Origin of the sequence: Bacillus sp. FSL P4-0290, assembly GCF_037975435.1 — a bacterium.
Classification (GTDB): Bacteria; Bacillota; Bacilli; order Bacillales; family Bacillaceae; genus Bacillus; species Bacillus subtilis.
This window is the reverse complement of record NZ_CP150253.1, coordinates 2547404-2563052: the sequence shown is the minus strand read 5'-3', so window position 1 is coordinate 2563052 and position 15649 is coordinate 2547404. Positions and strand designations below refer to the sequence as shown.

Annotated in this window: 15 protein-coding genes and 1 riboswitch; all 15 genes read left to right on the top strand. The window is 45.6% G+C overall.

Features of this window, described 5'->3' with window-relative positions:
- Positions 1-10 precede the first annotated feature (10 nt).
- The 15 genes from MKY10_RS13320 to sirC all read left to right on the top strand — a co-directional run bounded on the left by MKY10_RS13320 (position 11) and on the right by sirC (position 15626).
- A complete protein-coding gene (locus MKY10_RS13320) occupies positions 11-925 on the top strand; it encodes an aspartate carbamoyltransferase catalytic subunit (protein WP_015252126.1) in 915 nt (304 codons plus the stop codon).
- The gene (locus tag MKY10_RS13315; protein WP_015252125.1) at positions 909-2195 is read left to right on the top strand and encodes a dihydroorotase; all 1287 of its coding nucleotides are present in this window, start codon (positions 909-911) and stop codon (positions 2193-2195) included. Before MKY10_RS13320 ends, MKY10_RS13315 begins: the two co-directional genes overlap by 17 nt.
- The gene (locus tag MKY10_RS13310) at positions 2192-3286 is read left to right on the top strand and encodes a carbamoyl phosphate synthase small subunit (protein WP_003232115.1); all 1095 of its coding nucleotides are present in this window, start codon (positions 2192-2194) and stop codon (positions 3284-3286) included. The genes MKY10_RS13315 and MKY10_RS13310 overlap by 4 nt, the downstream gene beginning before the upstream one ends.
- Positions 3271-6486 (top strand): carbamoyl-phosphate synthase (glutamine-hydrolyzing) large subunit, encoded by a 3216-nt coding sequence (gene carB / locus MKY10_RS13305; protein WP_015252124.1) that lies wholly within the window; start codon positions 3271-3273, stop codon positions 6484-6486. The genes MKY10_RS13310 and carB overlap by 16 nt, the downstream gene beginning before the upstream one ends.
- Positions 6483-7253 carry a dihydroorotate oxidase B electron transfer subunit gene (gene pyrK, locus MKY10_RS13300; protein ID WP_014479746.1) on the top strand — a complete coding sequence of 257 codons (771 nt, stop codon included), beginning with the start codon at positions 6483-6485 and terminating at the stop codon, positions 7251-7253. The genes carB and pyrK overlap by 4 nt, the downstream gene beginning before the upstream one ends.
- Positions 7253-8188, top strand: coding sequence for a dihydroorotate dehydrogenase (locus MKY10_RS13295; RefSeq protein ID WP_015252123.1), 936 nt, complete (start codon positions 7253-7255; stop codon positions 8186-8188). The genes pyrK and MKY10_RS13295 overlap by 1 nt, the downstream gene beginning before the upstream one ends.
- On the top strand, positions 8157-8876 hold the full coding sequence (gene pyrF / locus MKY10_RS13290; protein ID WP_003232107.1) for an orotidine-5'-phosphate decarboxylase: 720 nt from the start codon (positions 8157-8159) through the stop codon (positions 8874-8876). Before MKY10_RS13295 ends, pyrF begins: the two co-directional genes overlap by 32 nt.
- Positions 8873-9505, top strand: a complete 633-nt coding sequence (gene pyrE, locus MKY10_RS13285) for an orotate phosphoribosyltransferase (RefSeq protein WP_044052534.1) — start codon at positions 8873-8875, stop codon at positions 9503-9505. Before pyrF ends, pyrE begins: the two co-directional genes overlap by 4 nt.
- 144 nt (positions 9506-9649) lie before the next feature.
- A riboswitch (SAM riboswitch) is annotated at positions 9650-9755 on the top strand.
- Positions 9756-9916: 161 nt separating this feature from the next.
- Positions 9917-10618: a phosphoadenylyl-sulfate reductase gene (locus MKY10_RS13280; protein WP_042975738.1), complete on the top strand. Its 702-nt coding sequence runs from the start codon at positions 9917-9919 to the stop codon at positions 10616-10618.
- 11 nt (positions 10619-10629) lie between these two features.
- Positions 10630-11694: a sulfate permease gene (gene cysP / locus MKY10_RS13275; RefSeq protein ID WP_015252121.1), complete on the top strand. Its 1065-nt coding sequence runs from the start codon at positions 10630-10632 to the stop codon at positions 11692-11694.
- A 48-nt stretch (positions 11695-11742) separates the two neighbouring features.
- Complete coding sequence (gene sat / locus MKY10_RS13270) at positions 11743-12891, top strand: sulfate adenylyltransferase (protein WP_003245745.1); 1149 nt, start codon at positions 11743-11745, stop codon at positions 12889-12891.
- 12 nt (positions 12892-12903) lie between these two features.
- Positions 12904-13497, top strand: a complete 594-nt coding sequence (gene cysC, locus MKY10_RS13265; protein ID WP_015252120.1) for an adenylyl-sulfate kinase — start codon at positions 12904-12906, stop codon at positions 13495-13497.
- 98 nt (positions 13498-13595) lie between these two features.
- The gene (cobA, locus tag MKY10_RS13260; protein WP_003232095.1) at positions 13596-14369 is read left to right on the top strand and encodes a uroporphyrinogen-III C-methyltransferase; all 774 of its coding nucleotides are present in this window, start codon (positions 13596-13598) and stop codon (positions 14367-14369) included.
- Between the two features lie 2 nt (positions 14370-14371).
- Complete coding sequence (gene sirB, locus MKY10_RS13255; RefSeq protein ID WP_015252119.1) at positions 14372-15157, top strand: sirohydrochlorin chelatase; 786 nt, start codon at positions 14372-14374, stop codon at positions 15155-15157.
- Positions 15138-15626, top strand: coding sequence for a precorrin-2 dehydrogenase (gene sirC, locus MKY10_RS13250; RefSeq protein WP_003232091.1), 489 nt, complete (start codon positions 15138-15140; stop codon positions 15624-15626). The genes sirB and sirC overlap by 20 nt, the downstream gene beginning before the upstream one ends.
- Positions 15627-15649: the final 23 nt, after the last annotated feature.

The window sequence follows — 15649 nt, the reverse complement described above, 5'->3', positions numbered from 1 at the left end:
GGGAAAGAACATGAAGCATTTAACGACGATGAGTGAACTCAGCACTGAGGAAATCAAAGATTTGCTTCAAACAGCACAAGATCTCAAAAGCGGAAAAACAGACAATCAGCTTACAGGAAAGTTTGCCGCAAACCTGTTTTTCGAACCGAGCACGAGAACGCGGTTCAGCTTTGAGGTCGCAGAAAAAAAGCTGGGCATGAATGTGCTCAACCTTGATGGAACAAGCACAAGCGTGCAAAAAGGCGAAACCTTATATGACACGATCCGGACGCTCGAATCAATCGGTGTGGACGTCTGCGTCATCAGGCACAGTGAGGATGAGTATTATGAAGAGCTTGTCAGCCAGGTGAACATTCCGATTCTGAATGCGGGAGACGGATGCGGCCAGCATCCGACACAATCACTGCTTGATTTAATGACGATTTATGAAGAGTTCAATACGTTCAAAGGGCTTACCGTCTCCATTCACGGTGACATCAAGCATAGCAGAGTGGCAAGGTCAAATGCGGAAGTGTTGACAAGATTGGGTGCCCGGGTCCTATTTTCCGGCCCTTCGGCATGGCAGGATGAAGAAAATACATTCGGCACGTATGTCTCAATGGATGAAGCAGTTGAGTCTTCCGATGTCGTCATGCTGCTGCGCATTCAAAATGAACGACATCAGTCCGCTGTCAGCCAGGAAGGCTATTTAAACAAATACGGCTTGACCGTAGAACGGGCTGAGCGTATGAAGCAGCATGCGATCATCATGCATCCTGCTCCGGTAAACAGAGGAGTGGAGATTGATGACAGCTTAGTAGAAAGCAAAAAATCAAGAATCTTCAAGCAAATGCAAAATGGCGTATTTATCAGAATGGCAGTGATACAGCGTGCCTTACAAACCAATGTGAAAAGAGGAGAAGCAGCATATGTCATATCTCATTAAAAACGGCTGGATACTAAACGAAAATGGTGAAAAAACAGAAGCGGATATCCGAGTGACTGGAGAAACCATCACCGCAATCGGCAAGCTTGATGCAACGGATAATGAAACGGTAATTGATGCGAAAGGTTTGCTCGTTTCACCTGGGTTTGTTGATCTCCACGTGCATTTCAGAGAGCCGGGCGGAGAGAAAAAAGAAACTATTGAAACCGGGGCCAAAGCGGCGGCACGCGGCGGCTATACTACAGTAGCAGCAATGCCGAATACGCGGCCGGTTCCTGATACAAAGGAGCAGATGGAATGGGTGCAAAACAGAATTAAAGAAACATCATGCGTCAGAGTTCTTCCATATGCATCCATTACGATCAGACAAATCGGCGATGAAATGACAAACTTTGAAGCATTAAAAGAAGCCGGGGCATTTGCTTTTACAGATGACGGTGTTGGTATACAGACAGCAGGTATGATGTATGAAGCGATGAAACGGGCAGCTGCAATTGACAAAGCGATTGTTGCACATTGCGAGGACAACTCCTTAATTTACGGAGGAAGCGTACATGAGGGGACATTCTCCAAAGCGAACGGGCTAAGCGGCATTCCTTCTGTGTGTGAATCGGTTCATATTGCCCGCGATGTGCTGCTGGCTGAGGCGGCAAACTGCCATTATCATGTATGCCATATCAGCACGAAAGAATCTGTCAGAGTTGTACGCGATGCGAAAAAAGCGGGAATCAGAGTGACAGCAGAAGTGTCGCCGCATCATTTGCTGCTTTGTGATGAGGACATCCCGGGGCTGGACACAAACTATAAAATGAATCCGCCGCTCCGCAGTGCAGAAGACAGAGCTGCTTTAATTGAAGGTCTTTTAGACGGAACAATTGATTTTATCGCAACAGACCATGCACCGCATACGGAAGAAGAGAAAAACACAGAAATGAAACTGGCGCCATTCGGAATTGTCGGCTTAGAAACAGCATTCCCGCTTCTTTACACACACTTTGTCAAAAATGGCAGCTGGTCGCTGAAGCAGTTGATTGACTACATGACAATCAAGCCATGCGAAGCGTTCGGTCTCCCATATGGAACATTACAAACGGGGCAAGCTGCGGACATTACGTTAATCGATTTAGAAAAAGAAGCAGTTATAGACAAAGAGACATTTTTATCAAAAGGAAAAAATACACCATTCAACGGCATCAGCTGCACCGGCTGGCCGGTCGCTACAATTGCGGCAGGGAAGCTTGCTTATGAAGAGGGGAGACTTGTCAAATGAAGAGACGATTAGTACTGGAAAACGGAGCGGTATTCGAGGGAGAAGCCTTCGGAAGCTTAGAACACAACATGGGAGAAGTCGTTTTTAATACTGGGATGACAGGCTATCAGGAAATTTTATCTGACCCTTCTTACTGCGGGCAGATCGTAACATTAACATACCCGCTTATCGGAAATTACGGCATTAACCGTGATGATTTTGAATCCATTACCCCTTTTGTAAAAGGGCTGATCATCAAAGAATTATGTGAGCTGCCTTCCAACTGGCGTTCAGCATACACCTTAGACGAGTATTTAAAAATGAAAAACATTCCCGGACTCCAGGGGATTGATACAAGGAAGCTGACAAGAATGATCCGCACGGCAGGCGCGCTAAAAGGAACATTCGCTTCATCTGATGAAGATATCGAAGCAGTGCTGAAAAGACTGAACGAAACGGAATTGCCAAGAAATCAAGTATCCCAAGTATCAGCAAAAACAGCATATCCGAGCCCGGGAAGAGGCAAACGCATTGTCTTGGTTGACTTCGGCATGAAACACGGGATTCTAAGAGAGCTGAACAAACGGAAATGTGACGTCATCGTTGTGCCTTACAACATTACAGCGGAAGAGGTGCTTCAGCTGAAACCGGACGGTATCATGCTTTCTAACGGACCTGGAGACCCGAAGGATGTGCCTGAAGCGATTGAAATGATTAAAGGTGTTCTTGGAAAAGTGCCATTATTCGGAATATGTCTTGGCCACCAATTATTCGCGCTGGCGTGCGGGGCGAATACTGAAAAAATGAAATTCGGCCACAGGGGCTCAAACCACCCGGTAAAAGAGCTGGCTACAGGAAAAGTTGCCTTAACATCTCAAAACCATGGATATACAGTTTCGTCTATCAGTAAAACAGAACTGGAAGTGACGCATATCGCAATTAACGACGATACGATTGAAGGGCTGAAGCATAAAACATTGCCGGCATTTACGGTTCAATATCATCCCGAAGCCTCACCTGGTCCTGAGGATGCCAATCATCTATTTGACAGATTCATCGAAATGATCGAAACAACAGAGAAAGAAGGGGAAGCGGTATGCCAAAACGCGTAGACATTAACAAAATTTTAGTAATCGGATCTGGACCGATCATCATCGGCCAAGCAGCAGAATTTGACTATGCGGGAACACAAGCCTGTCTTGCTTTGAAAGAAGAAGGCTATGAAGTCATCCTTGTCAACTCAAACCCTGCAACGATCATGACAGATACAGAAATGGCTGACCGGGTTTACATCGAACCGCTCACACCTGAATTCCTGACACGAATCATCAGAAAAGAGCGCCCGGATGCCATTCTTCCTACACTCGGAGGCCAAACTGGTTTGAATCTTGCGGTTGAGCTTTCTGAAAGAGGCGTTTTGGCAGAATGCGGCGTCGAAGTGCTTGGCACGAAACTGTCTGCGATTCAGCAAGCTGAAGACCGTGACTTGTTCAGAACATTAATGAATGAACTGAATGAACCGGTGCCTGAAAGTGAGATTATCCACTCCCTTGAAGAAGCAGAAAAATTCGTCAGTCAAATTGGATTCCCTGTCATTGTCCGCCCGGCATATACATTAGGCGGAACAGGCGGAGGTATCTGCTCGAATGAAACAGAGCTAAAAGAAATCGTTGAGAACGGCTTGAAATTAAGCCCGGTACACCAATGTCTGCTTGAAAAAAGCATCGCCGGCTATAAAGAAATCGAGTATGAAGTCATGAGAGACAGCCAAGATCACGCCATTGTCGTTTGTAACATGGAAAACATTGATCCGGTTGGAATCCATACTGGAGACAGTATTGTTGTCGCGCCGAGCCAAACGCTCAGCGATCGCGAATATCAGCTCTTGCGGAATGTATCGTTAAAACTGATTCGCGCGCTTGGAATCGAAGGCGGATGTAACGTGCAACTCGCTTTAGACCCAGACAGCTTCCAATATTACATTATTGAAGTAAATCCGCGTGTCAGCCGTTCATCTGCCCTTGCATCAAAAGCAACGGGATACCCGATTGCGAAGCTCGCTGCTAAAATTGCAGTCGGACTTTCATTAGATGAAATGATGAACCCGGTGACAGGAAAAACATATGCAGCATTTGAACCTGCTCTTGACTATGTCGTATCCAAAATTCCGCGCTGGCCGTTTGATAAGTTTGAATCAGCAAACAGAAAGCTTGGCACGCAAATGAAAGCGACAGGTGAGGTCATGGCAATCGGCCGCACGCTTGAAGAGTCATTGCTGAAGGCAGTGCGATCACTGGAAGCGGATGTGTATCATCTTGAATTGAAGGACGCCGCTGACATTTCAGATGAGCTTCTTGAAAAGCGAATTAAAAAGGCCGGTGATGAACGCTTATTCTACTTAGCTGAAGCGTACAGAAGAGGCTACACGGTAGAAGACCTCCATGAATTTTCCGCTATCGATGTCTTCTTCTTGCATAAGCTGTTCGGAATCGTACAGTTTGAAAAAGAATTGAAGGCCAATGCGGGCGATACAGATGTGCTGAGACGGGCAAAAGAACTCGGCTTCTCTGATCAGTACATTAGCCGCGAGTGGAAAATGAAAGAATCCGAGCTTTACAGCTTGAGAAAACAAGCGGGGATTGCTCCGGTATTCAAAATGGTAGATACATGTGCGGCGGAATTCGAGTCAGAAACGCCATACTTCTATAGCACATACGAAGAAGAAAATGAATCTGTCGTTACAGATAAGAAAAGTGTGATGGTGCTTGGTTCGGGTCCGATTCGAATCGGTCAGGGTGTCGAGTTCGACTATGCGACGGTTCACTCTGTATGGGCAATTAAACAAGCAGGCTATGAAGCCATTATTGTCAATAACAACCCGGAAACCGTTTCAACAGACTTCAGCATCTCAGACAAGCTGTATTTTGAACCGCTTACGATTGAAGATGTCATGCACATCATTGACCTCGAACAGCCAATGGGCGTTGTCGTACAGTTCGGCGGACAAACTGCGATTAACCTTGCTGACGAGCTTTCTGCACGCGGAGTGAAAATCCTTGGAACTTCATTAGAAGATTTAGACCGTGCGGAAGACCGGGATAAATTTGAACAAGCGCTTGGAGAACTTGGTGTTCCTCAGCCGCTTGGCAAAACAGCGACATCAGTTGATCAGGCGGTAAGCATCGCAAGTGATATCGGTTATCCGGTACTGGTGCGTCCTTCCTATGTACTTGGCGGCCGGGCGATGGAGATTGTGTACCATGAAGAGGAGCTGCTTCATTACATGAAAAATGCAGTCAAAATCAATCCGCAGCACCCTGTATTAATTGATAGATACTTGACTGGAAAAGAAATTGAAGTCGATGCAGTATCCGACGGTGAAACAGTCGTCATTCCGGGAATTATGGAGCACATTGAACGTGCGGGCGTTCACTCCGGAGACTCAATCGCTGTTTATCCGCCTCAGTCTCTCACAGAGGACATTAAGAAAAAAATTGAACAATACACGATCGCTTTGGCTAAAGGGCTGAATATTGTCGGTTTGCTCAATATTCAATTCGTCTTGTCGCAAGGTGAGGTGTACGTGCTAGAAGTGAATCCGAGATCAAGCAGAACCGTACCGTTTTTAAGCAAAATTACGGGTATCCCAATGGCGAATCTCGCAACAAAAATCATTCTTGGTCAAAAGCTGGCTGCGTTTGGCTATACAGAGGGCCTTCAGCCTGAACAGCAAGGTGTATTTGTAAAAGCGCCGGTCTTCTCCTTTGCCAAGCTGAGAAGAGTGGACATTACGTTAGGGCCTGAAATGAAATCAACAGGTGAAGTCATGGGGAAAGATTCGACACTTGAAAAGGCGCTCTACAAAGCCTTGATTGCTTCAGGTATTCAAATCCCGAACTACGGTTCCGTGCTTTTAACAGTAGCTGATAAGGACAAAGAAGAAGGGCTTGCCATTGCTAAGCGGTTCCACGCGATCGGCTACAACATTTTAGCGACGGAAGGAACGGCAGGCTACCTGAAAGAAGCTTCCATTCCAGCGAAGGTCGTCGGAAAAATCGGTCAGGATGGCCCGAACTTGCTTGACGTCATCAGAAACGGAGAAGCGCAGTTTGTCATCAATACGCTGACAAAAGGAAAGCAGCCGGCAAGAGACGGATTTAGAATCAGACGTGAATCAGTAGAAAATGGTGTTGCCTGCCTAACATCTTTAGATACGGCAGAGGCGATATTGCGAGTGCTGGAAAGCATGACATTCCGTGCTGATCAAATGCCGGCAGTCAACACAAATCAGGAGGCGGCAGTCACTATATGAAAAAAGCGTATTTGACAGTATGTTCTAACCAGCAAATTGCAGACCGGGTGTTTCAAATGGTTCTGAAAGGGGAGCTTGTCCAAGGGTTTACAACCCCTGGACAGTTCCTTCATCTTAAAGTGAGCGAAGCGGTTACGCCTCTTTTGAGAAGGCCGATCAGCATCGCAGACGTCAACTTTGAAAAAAATGAAGTCACCATCATTTATCGGGTAGATGGTGAAGGGACAAGACTCTTGTCACTGAAGCAGCAGGGAGAACTTGTGGATGTCCTCGGGCCTTTGGGAAATGGCTTTCCTGTTAATGAAGTTCAACCCGGAAAGACGGCTTTGCTGGTAGGAGGCGGAGTAGGTGTGCCGCCTCTCCAAGAGCTGTCGAAACGCTTGATTGAAAAAGGGGTAAATGTCATCCACGTTTTAGGATTCCAATCGGCAAAGGATGTATTTTACGAGGAAGAATGCAGGCAGTACGGAGACACGTATGTGGCAACAGCTGACGGAAGCTACGGGGAAACCGGATTTGTCACAGATGTGATTAAACGGAAAAATCTAGAGTTTGATATCCTCCTCAGCTGCGGGCCGACACCGATGCTCAAGGCGTTAAAACAGGAATATGCCCATAAAGAAGTATATCTGTCCATGGAGGAACGAATGGGCTGCGGAATCGGCGCATGCTTCGCGTGTGTGTGCCATACAAACGAAAGTGAGACATCCTATGTAAAAGTATGTCTCGACGGGCCTGTATTTAAAGCTCAGGAGGTGGCGCTGTAATGCTAGAGGTGAAATTGCCGGGACTTGATTTGAAAAACCCAATCATTCCTGCATCAGGTTGCTTCGGTTTTGGAAAAGAATTTTCACGTTTTTATGATTTGTCTTGTCTTGGAGCCATCATGATTAAGGCTACGACAAAGGAGCCACGCTTTGGGAATCCGACGCCGCGGGTAGCTGAGACTGGTGCTGGAATGCTCAATGCGATCGGTCTCCAAAATCCGGGGCTGGATAGTGTGTTGCATCATGAGCTGCCGTGGCTTGAGCAGTTTGATACACCGATCATTGCCAATGTCGCAGGTTCTCAAGTCGATGATTATGTTGAAGTCGCAGAACATATCAGCAAAGCGCCTAATGTCCATGCACTTGAATTGAATATTTCCTGCCCGAATGTGAAAACAGGCGGAATCGCTTTTGGCACGAATCCTGAAATGGCTGCCGATTTGACAAAAGCGGTGAAAGAGGTTTCGGATGTACCCGTTTATGTGAAGCTTTCCCCGAACGTGGCTAATATCACAGAAATTGCCTTAGCGATCGAGGAAGCGGGAGCGGACGGTCTTACGATGATCAACACACTAATCGGCATGAGACTCGATTTAAAAACCGGCAAACCGATATTAGCGAATAAAACAGGGGGACTTTCGGGCCCTGCTGTGAAGCCGGTTGCCATTCGCATGGTGTATGAAGTCAGCCAGGCGGTCAACATCCCGATTATCGGAATGGGAGGCGTGCAAACGGCTGAAGATGCCCTGGAATTTCTTCTCGCGGGAGCAAGCGCAGTCGCTGTCGGAACAGCAAACTTTGTGAATCCTTTTGCATGTCCAGAGATTATTGAACAGCTCCCATCTGTTTTGCTCCAATACGGCTATCAATCAATTGAAGAATGCATCGGAAGGAGCTGGAATCATGAAAAACAACCTGCCCATCATCGCGCTTGATTTTGCGTCAGCTGAAGAAACACTTGCGTTCTTAGCGCCTTTTCAGCAAGAACCGTTATTTGTAAAGGTTGGGATGGAGCTTTTTTATCAAGAAGGGCCATCGATCGTGAAACAATTAAAAGAAAGAAACTGCGAGCTGTTTTTAGATCTAAAGCTTCATGACATCCCGACTACTGTAAACAAAGCGATGAAGCGCCTTGCCAGTCTCGGAGTAGATCTCGTCAATGTTCATGCTGCTGGGGGCAAAAAAATGATGCAGGCAGCTCTCGAAGGCTTAGAAGAAGGTACGCCGGCTGGAAAAAAACGTCCGTCACTTATCGCGGTAACCCAGCTGACAAGCACATCTGAACAAATCATGAAAGATGAACTGCTGATCGAAAAGTCTCTGATTGATACGGTTGTGCACTACAGCAAACAGGCGGAAGAAAGCGGACTGGATGGAGTGGTCTGCTCTGTTCATGAAGCAAAAGCCATTTACCAAGCGGTGTCGCCTTCATTTCTGACTGTCACTCCGGGGATCAGAATGTCTGAGGACGCTGCGAATGACCAAGTCCGCGTAGCGACGCCTGCTATTGCAAGAGAGAAAGGTTCATCAGCGATTGTAGTAGGACGCTCGATTACAAAAGCGGAAGACCCGGTAAAAGCCTATAAGGCTGTCAGACTTGAATGGGAGGGAATCAAATCTTGAAACAAATCATCGCAAAACATCTATTAGACATCCAAGCTGTATTTTTACGCCCGAACGAGCCGTTCACATGGGCAAGCGGCATTTTATCTCCAATCTACTGTGACAACCGCCTTACGCTATCTTTCCCAGAGGTCAGAAACGATGTTGCTTCAGGTATCAGCAACCTTGTCAAAGAGCATTTTCCTGAAGCTGAAATGATTGCGGGAACAGCAACCGCCGGTATTCCTCATGCTGCTTTAGCGGCTGACCGTTTGAATCTTCCGATGTGTTATGTGAGGAGCAAGCCGAAGGCGCACGGAAAAGGCAATCAGATTGAGGGAGCTGTGCAAGAGGGGCAAAAAACAGTCGTCATTGAAGACTTAATTTCCACAGGAGGCAGTGTGCTTGAAGCTTGTGCAGCTTTACAAGCGGCCGGCTGTGAAGTGCTTGGTGTCGTCTCAATCTTTACGTACGGACTTCCTAAAGCGGAGGAAGCCTTCGCAAAGGCAGAACTGCCATACTACTCATTAACTGATTATGATACGCTCACAGAGGTCGCGCTTGAAAACGGAAATATTCATTCAGATGATCTAAAAAAGCTGCAAACATGGAAACGAAATCCCGAGTCAAAAGATTGGTTTAAAAAATAAAAAATAAATTCAAATGATATAAAGAGGCTTCAAAGCCTTGATGTACTTGAAAACAGGCTGTGAGGCCTGTTTTTTTATTAATCCTATAAAAAAAGTCGGGTTGACTTATGTTAGAATTGTGCTAAAATTTACTACAAATCTAAAAACTTATCAAGAGCGGCTGAGGGACTGGACCTATGAAGCCCGGCAACCTGCAAAGTTTGTAAGGTGCTACTTCCAGCAAAATGAATTCCATTTTGAAAGATAAGGGCTGCATGCTGTTCCTGTCTTTCTTTCCGCCGGATTGAAAGTTTTTTATTTTAAGAGGTAAAAAGGCTATCTGTATATCAGCAGCCGCGAATCACATTACATGGGAAAAGACAACCGGCAGAAAGCTACTGTTTGTTTGTCTCCGAAAGGAGGAAAGATGAAATGTTAACGTATGATAATTGGGAAGAACCAACGATTACATTTCCGGAAGACGATCCTTATAAAGGAGCGCTGTCAGTTTTAAAATGGGCATACGGCCATTACGGCGATCAGCTTGTTTATGCCTGCAGTTTCGGAATTGAGGGAATCGTTCTGATTGACTTAATTTATAAAGTGAAAAAAGACGCAGAGATTGTGTTTCTTGATACAGGACTTCATTTTAAAGAAACCTATGAAACAATTGAACGAGTGAAAGAGCGTTATCCGGGTCTTAATATCATCCTGAAAAAACCAGATCTCACCCTTGAGGAACAAGCCGAAGAACATGGTGACAAACTGTGGGAAAGAGAGCCGAATCAGTGCTGCTATCTTAGAAAGGTTGTTCCTTTAAGAGAGACGCTTTCAGGACATCCAGCCTGGCTTTCCGGCCTGCGCCGTGATCAAGGGCCAAGCCGTGCCAATACGAATTTCTTAAACAAAGATGAAAAATTCAAGTCAGTAAAAGTTTGCCCGCTTATCCATTGGACTTGGAAAGACATTTGGAGATACACATCCCGGAATGAACTGGACTACAATCCGCTTCATGACCAAGGATATCCAAGTATTGGATGTGCGCCTTGCACTGCTCCCGCTTTTACAGCAGAGGATTTGCGCTCAGGCAGATGGAATGGTATGGCGAAAACAGAATGCGGACTGCATGAATAAGGAGCTGCAAAATGGAATTAGCCGCTATTTTATTTAGCTTGTTTTTCGCGATGAATATTGGTGCAAGCGGTGCTGCAGCTTCGATGGGGGTTGCTTACGGCTCCGGAGCCATCAAAAAGAAAACCTACGCTTTGATCCTATGCGCAGTCGGTGTCTTTGCCGGGGCGGTCATTGGCGGAGGCGAGGTTGTAAAAACAATCAGCTCCGGCATTATTCCTGAGCAGACGATTACACTGACGATTGTTTGCATCATTATTGGAGCTGCTGCCCTGTCGCTCTTTACTGCTAATCTGCTCGGCATTCCTTTGTCGACAAGTGAAGTAACAGTCGGCGCGGTTGTCGGCGTGGGAGTGGCTTATAAAGTATTGTTTGTGAACAATCTTCTGATCATTGTGTCATTTTGGGTTTTTGTCCCGCTGTTCGCTTTCGGCTTCACCTATTTCGTATCTAAGCTGTTTCGTTATTTTAAGATTGAAGTAAAATCTTCTAAAAAACAAAAAATCCTCGGCATTGTTTTGTTAGTTGCCGGATTTTTCGAAGCATTCTCTGCCGGCATGAATAACGTGGCGAATGCTGTTGGCCCGTTAGTAGCTGCCGATGTGCTTGATGTCGGAAAAGGAACCTTGTATGGAGGAGCTTTTGTTGCTCTTGGCGCACTGTTATTAGGCCGGCGTGTGCTAGAAACAAACGGGAAGAAAATTACGAGATTCTCCAAAGGGGAAGGCATTCTCTTATCCGGTACAGGAGCAGGACTTGTGATCATCAGTTCTGTATTTGGGATGCCGGTACCCTTGGCGCAAGTCACGTCATCGTCTATTATCGGAATAGGCATGGCAAAAAACGGTCCGAACGTGTTCCATAAACAAGTTGTTCAAACGATGCTGAAGGTATGGATCGTATCGCCGTTTTTATCTTTATCGATTTCTTATCTGCTTGTATCCTTGTTTTTAAAAGCAGATTATTATTCGATCTTTATCATGGTAAGTGTGCTTTTAGCGGCGGGCGGTGCCATCAGCCTGACAAAGGCCATTCGTAAAGAGAGACGCTCAGTCCACGAACAAGGCGGGGGAATCTGATCATTAATCTGAGTAATTTTATAAGTTAACTAGGAGGAGATGGATATTATGAGCTTAGCACCACACGGAGGAACATTAGTAAACAGAGTAGATGAATCATATGATGTGAGCGGCATTCAAAAAGAAATTGAACTTGATTTAATTTCTTTTGCGGATTTGGAATTGATCGGTATCGGTGCATACAGCCCGATTGAAGGTTTCTTTAATGAAAAAGATTACGTATCTGTAGTCGAAAACATGCGTCTTTCTTCCGGCGTTGTCTGGTCTCTTCCGATCACGCTTCCGGTCGATGCGCAAAAAGCAGCGGAACTGTCACTTGGTGAAACGGTAAAGTTAACGTATGAAGGAGAAACATACGGCGTTATCCAAATCGAAGACCTGTACGTGCCTGACAAACAAAAAGAAGCTGTCAATGTGTACAAAACAGATGAACAGGAGCATCCTGGTGTTAAAAAGCTGTTCAGCCGCGGCAATACATATGTCGGCGGGCCGATTACGTTGATTAAAAAAGCTTCAAAACAGTTCCCTGAATTTACATTTGAACCGTCAGAAACGAGACGCCAGTTTGCGGAAAAAGGCTGGGAAACCATTGTCGGTTTCCAAACAAGAAACCCTGTTCACAGAGCGCATGAATACATTCAAAAAACGGCTCTTGAAACAGTAGACGGCTTGTTCTTGAATCCGTTAGTGGGTGAAACAAAATCTGATGACATTCCAGCTGATGTACGGATGGAAAGCTACCAAGTGCTTCTTGATCATTATTACCCGAAAGATCGCGTTTTCCTTGGTGTCTTTTTAGCGGCGATGCGTTATGCAGGCCCGAGAGAAGCAATTTTCCACGCGCTTGTCAGAAAGAACTACGGCTGCACACATTTCATCGTCGGCCGTGATCATGCAGGTGTAGGCGACTATTACGGAACATACGAAGCACAGGAGCTGTTTGACACATTTAAACCTGAAGAACTCGGAATTACACCGCTGAAATTTGAGCACAGCTTCTTCTGTAAAAAATGCGGAAATATGGGAACAGCGAAAACATGCCCTCATGGCAGAGAGCATCACGTCATTTTATCAGGCACTAAGGTAAGAGGTATGCTGAGAGACGGTGTGCTGCCGCCTGCTGAATTCAGTCGAAAAGAAGTCGTAGAAGTGTTAATCAAAGGGATGAAGAAAAAAGAAGAAGTAGGCGTATCTTAAGGAGGACTGGCAGTGACAAATCGCGATATTGTATGGCATGAAGCCTCTATCACAAAAGAAGAGTACCAGCAAAAAAACAAGCATAAAAGCTCCATTCTCTGGCTGACAGGGTTAAGCGGCTCAGGCAAATCAACGATTGCCAACGCCGCTGCGAGAGAATTGTTTGAGCAAGGCTACCAAGTGATTGTGCTTGACGGGGATAATATCCGTCACGGCTTAAATAAGGATCTTGGTTTTTCTGATGAAGACCGAAAAGAAAACATCCGCCGGATCGGAGAGGTGGCGAAGCTTTTTGTTCAGCAGGGAACCATTGTGATTACTGCTTTTATCTCTCCTTTCCGCGAGGACAGGCAACAGGTTCGCGAGCTTGTGGAAGCGGGCGAATTTAATGAAGTCTACATTAAATGCGACCTTGATATTTGTGAACAAAGAGATCCGAAAGGGCTTTACAAAAAAGCAAGAAACGGCGAGATTCCGTTCTTTACAGGAATTGATTCTCCTTATGAAGAACCGGAAGCTCCAGAGCTCGTTCTTGATTCAGGACAGCATGACCGTGAAGCGTGTAAAAATCAGCTGATCGAGTTTGTTAAACAAAAATTGAGCTGAATATGATCTGCTGCGTTCTTCTCAGATGCCGGAATGCGAGCGAGAACATCATCACAGCGAATCTTCTGGAAGAACTCGAATAGATCGGGGGAAATACGATGGGGAAAGTATATATTGTAGGAGCGGGTCCCGGTGACCCTGATCTGCTGACAATTAAAGCGCTGAAAGCCATTGAAAAAGCTGATGTCATCTTATATGACAGATTAGTAAATAAAGAGATTTTACAATATGCCAAAGAGCAAGCAGACCTGATCTACTGCGGGAAGCTTCCGGATTTTCATACGATGAAGCAGGAAACCATCAATCGGTTTCTTGTGAAGTATGCGCAAAAAGGGAAAATGGTTGTCAGACTGAAAGGCGGAGACCCTTTTGTGTTCGGGAGAGGAGGGGAAGAAGCGGAATGCCTCTCTGAAAATGGAATTCCGTTTGAAATCATTCCCGGCATTACGTCTGGAATCGCGGCAGCCGCTTATGCCGGGATTCCTGTTACCCATCGGGATGCGGGCTCTAACGTCGCTTTTGTAACGGGTCACTATAAAAAAGAAGAAGATTTTGAGGAAAAGTGGAAAGCGCTGGCTACAGGAATTGATACACTTGTCATCTATATGGGTATCAAAAACGTGCAGCAGATTGAAAGAAAACTCCTTGAAAATGGCCGGGACGGTTCTACGCCGGCAGCCTTTATTCATTGGGGGACAACGGACAAGCAAAAATCTGTTTTTTGTACAGTTGACACCCTTTCAGAAACGGTGATAAAAGAAAACATTACAAATCCGAGTTTAATTGTCATTGGAAATGTTGTAAATTATCACTATAAGCTGGAATGGTTTGAATCTGAACTGAAAAAACAAGATTTAAGCGAGGCGTTGTAAAAATGAAACAAGCAATTTTATATGTCGGCCACGGCAGCCGGGTCAAAAAAGCGCAGCAAGAAGCCGCAGCCTTTTTGGAAGGATGCAAGGCCCACATCTCTGTGCCAGTACAAGAAATCAGCTTTTTAGAGCTTCAGGAGCCGACAATTGAGACAGGATTTGAAGCATGTGTGAAGCAAGGCGCCACTCATATCGCAGTGGTGCCTCTGCTTCTTTTAACAGCTGCGCATGCAAAACATGATATTCCGGAAGAAATTGTCCGTGTTGCATCTCGATATCCATCAGTCCGCATTTCATACGGAAAGCCGATCGGGATTGACGAAGAAGTAGTCAAGGCTGTATATCACCGAATGAAAGACATAGGTGTTCCGTATGAAAATGCCAGAGTGGTGCTCATCGGAAGGGGAAGTTCAGATCCAGATGTCAAAAGAGACGTAACCGGAATTGCTAATCTTCTTCAGGAAATGGTTCCAGTCAAGGAAGTCATTCCGTGCTTTTTGACAGCATGCGGCCCTAATTACAAAGAGGTTTTTTCAGAACTTAAAAAAGATGACGGCACAACAACCTTTATCGTTCCATATTTGCTTTTTACGGGTATGCTGATGAATGAAATCGAACGAGAGGTTCAGAAATTAAAAGCCCATAATCCGAACGTCTACCTCTCTTCCTATATCGGTTTTCATCCTCATGTGAAAAACGCATTTTTGAACCGTGTGAGAGAAACTGCGGCAAATTCTGAGGGACAATTTGATTTTGATGGAGGTTCATATGCTTCCGCTGCACATTAGCCTGGAAAAGAAGAAGGTTGTGATTGCGGGGGGCGGAAGCATCGCTCTCAGAAGGCTGAAAACGGTGATTTCTGAGGGAGCTGATATAACGCTTGTCAGTCCGGATGTGGAACCGGAAATCAAGCAAATGGCAGAAGAGCGGCGTATCAAATGGGAAAAACGGACAATTGAAAAAGAAGATTATCTCAATGCTTTCTTCATTATTGCTGCGACGGATAATGCGGCAGTGAACAAAGAAATTGCCCAATCCGCTTCGCCTTTTCAGCTTGTCAATTGTGTCAGTGACGCTGAGCTTGGCAATGTATATATGCCGAAAATCGTAAAAAGAGGGCATGTCACTGTGTCTGTTTCTACAAGCGGAGCCAGTCCAAAGCACACGAAAGAGCTTGCTGAAAACGTGGATAAGCTGATTGACGGCGATTTTGTTGCTGAAGTGAACAGGCTTTATCAGATGAGAAGAAAGAAATAAGCCAGAGCATACAAATGCTCTGG

What these genes read in the sequence shown, in the direction of transcription:
- cysP (WP_015252121.1), top strand. Translation starts at nt 10,630, where the DNA reads ATGGAATTAGCCGCTATTTTATTTAGCTTGTTTTTCGCGATGAATATT.
- sirB (WP_015252119.1), top strand. Translation starts at nt 14,372, where the DNA reads ATGAAACAAGCAATTTTATATGTCGGCCACGGCAGCCGGGTCAAAAAA.
- carB (WP_015252124.1), top strand. Translation starts at nt 3,271, where the DNA reads ATGCCAAAACGCGTAGACATTAACAAAATTTTAGTAATCGGATCTGGA.
- MKY10_RS13320 (WP_015252126.1), top strand. Translation starts at nt 11, where the DNA reads ATGAAGCATTTAACGACGATGAGTGAACTCAGCACTGAGGAAATCAAA.
- cobA (WP_003232095.1), top strand. Translation starts at nt 13,596, where the DNA reads ATGGGGAAAGTATATATTGTAGGAGCGGGTCCCGGTGACCCTGATCTG.
- MKY10_RS13295 (WP_015252123.1), top strand. Translation starts at nt 7,253, where the DNA reads ATGCTAGAGGTGAAATTGCCGGGACTTGATTTGAAAAACCCAATCATT.
- pyrF (WP_003232107.1), top strand. Translation starts at nt 8,157, where the DNA reads ATGAAAAACAACCTGCCCATCATCGCGCTTGATTTTGCGTCAGCTGAA.
- sirC (WP_003232091.1), top strand. Translation starts at nt 15,138, where the DNA reads ATGCTTCCGCTGCACATTAGCCTGGAAAAGAAGAAGGTTGTGATTGCG.
- MKY10_RS13310 (WP_003232115.1), top strand. Translation starts at nt 2,192, where the DNA reads ATGAAGAGACGATTAGTACTGGAAAACGGAGCGGTATTCGAGGGAGAA.
- pyrK (WP_014479746.1), top strand. Translation starts at nt 6,483, where the DNA reads ATGAAAAAAGCGTATTTGACAGTATGTTCTAACCAGCAAATTGCAGAC.
- sat (WP_003245745.1), top strand. Translation starts at nt 11,743, where the DNA reads ATGAGCTTAGCACCACACGGAGGAACATTAGTAAACAGAGTAGATGAA.
- MKY10_RS13280 (WP_042975738.1), top strand. Translation starts at nt 9,917, where the DNA reads ATGTTAACGTATGATAATTGGGAAGAACCAACGATTACATTTCCGGAA.
- MKY10_RS13315 (WP_015252125.1), top strand. Translation starts at nt 909, where the DNA reads ATGTCATATCTCATTAAAAACGGCTGGATACTAAACGAAAATGGTGAA.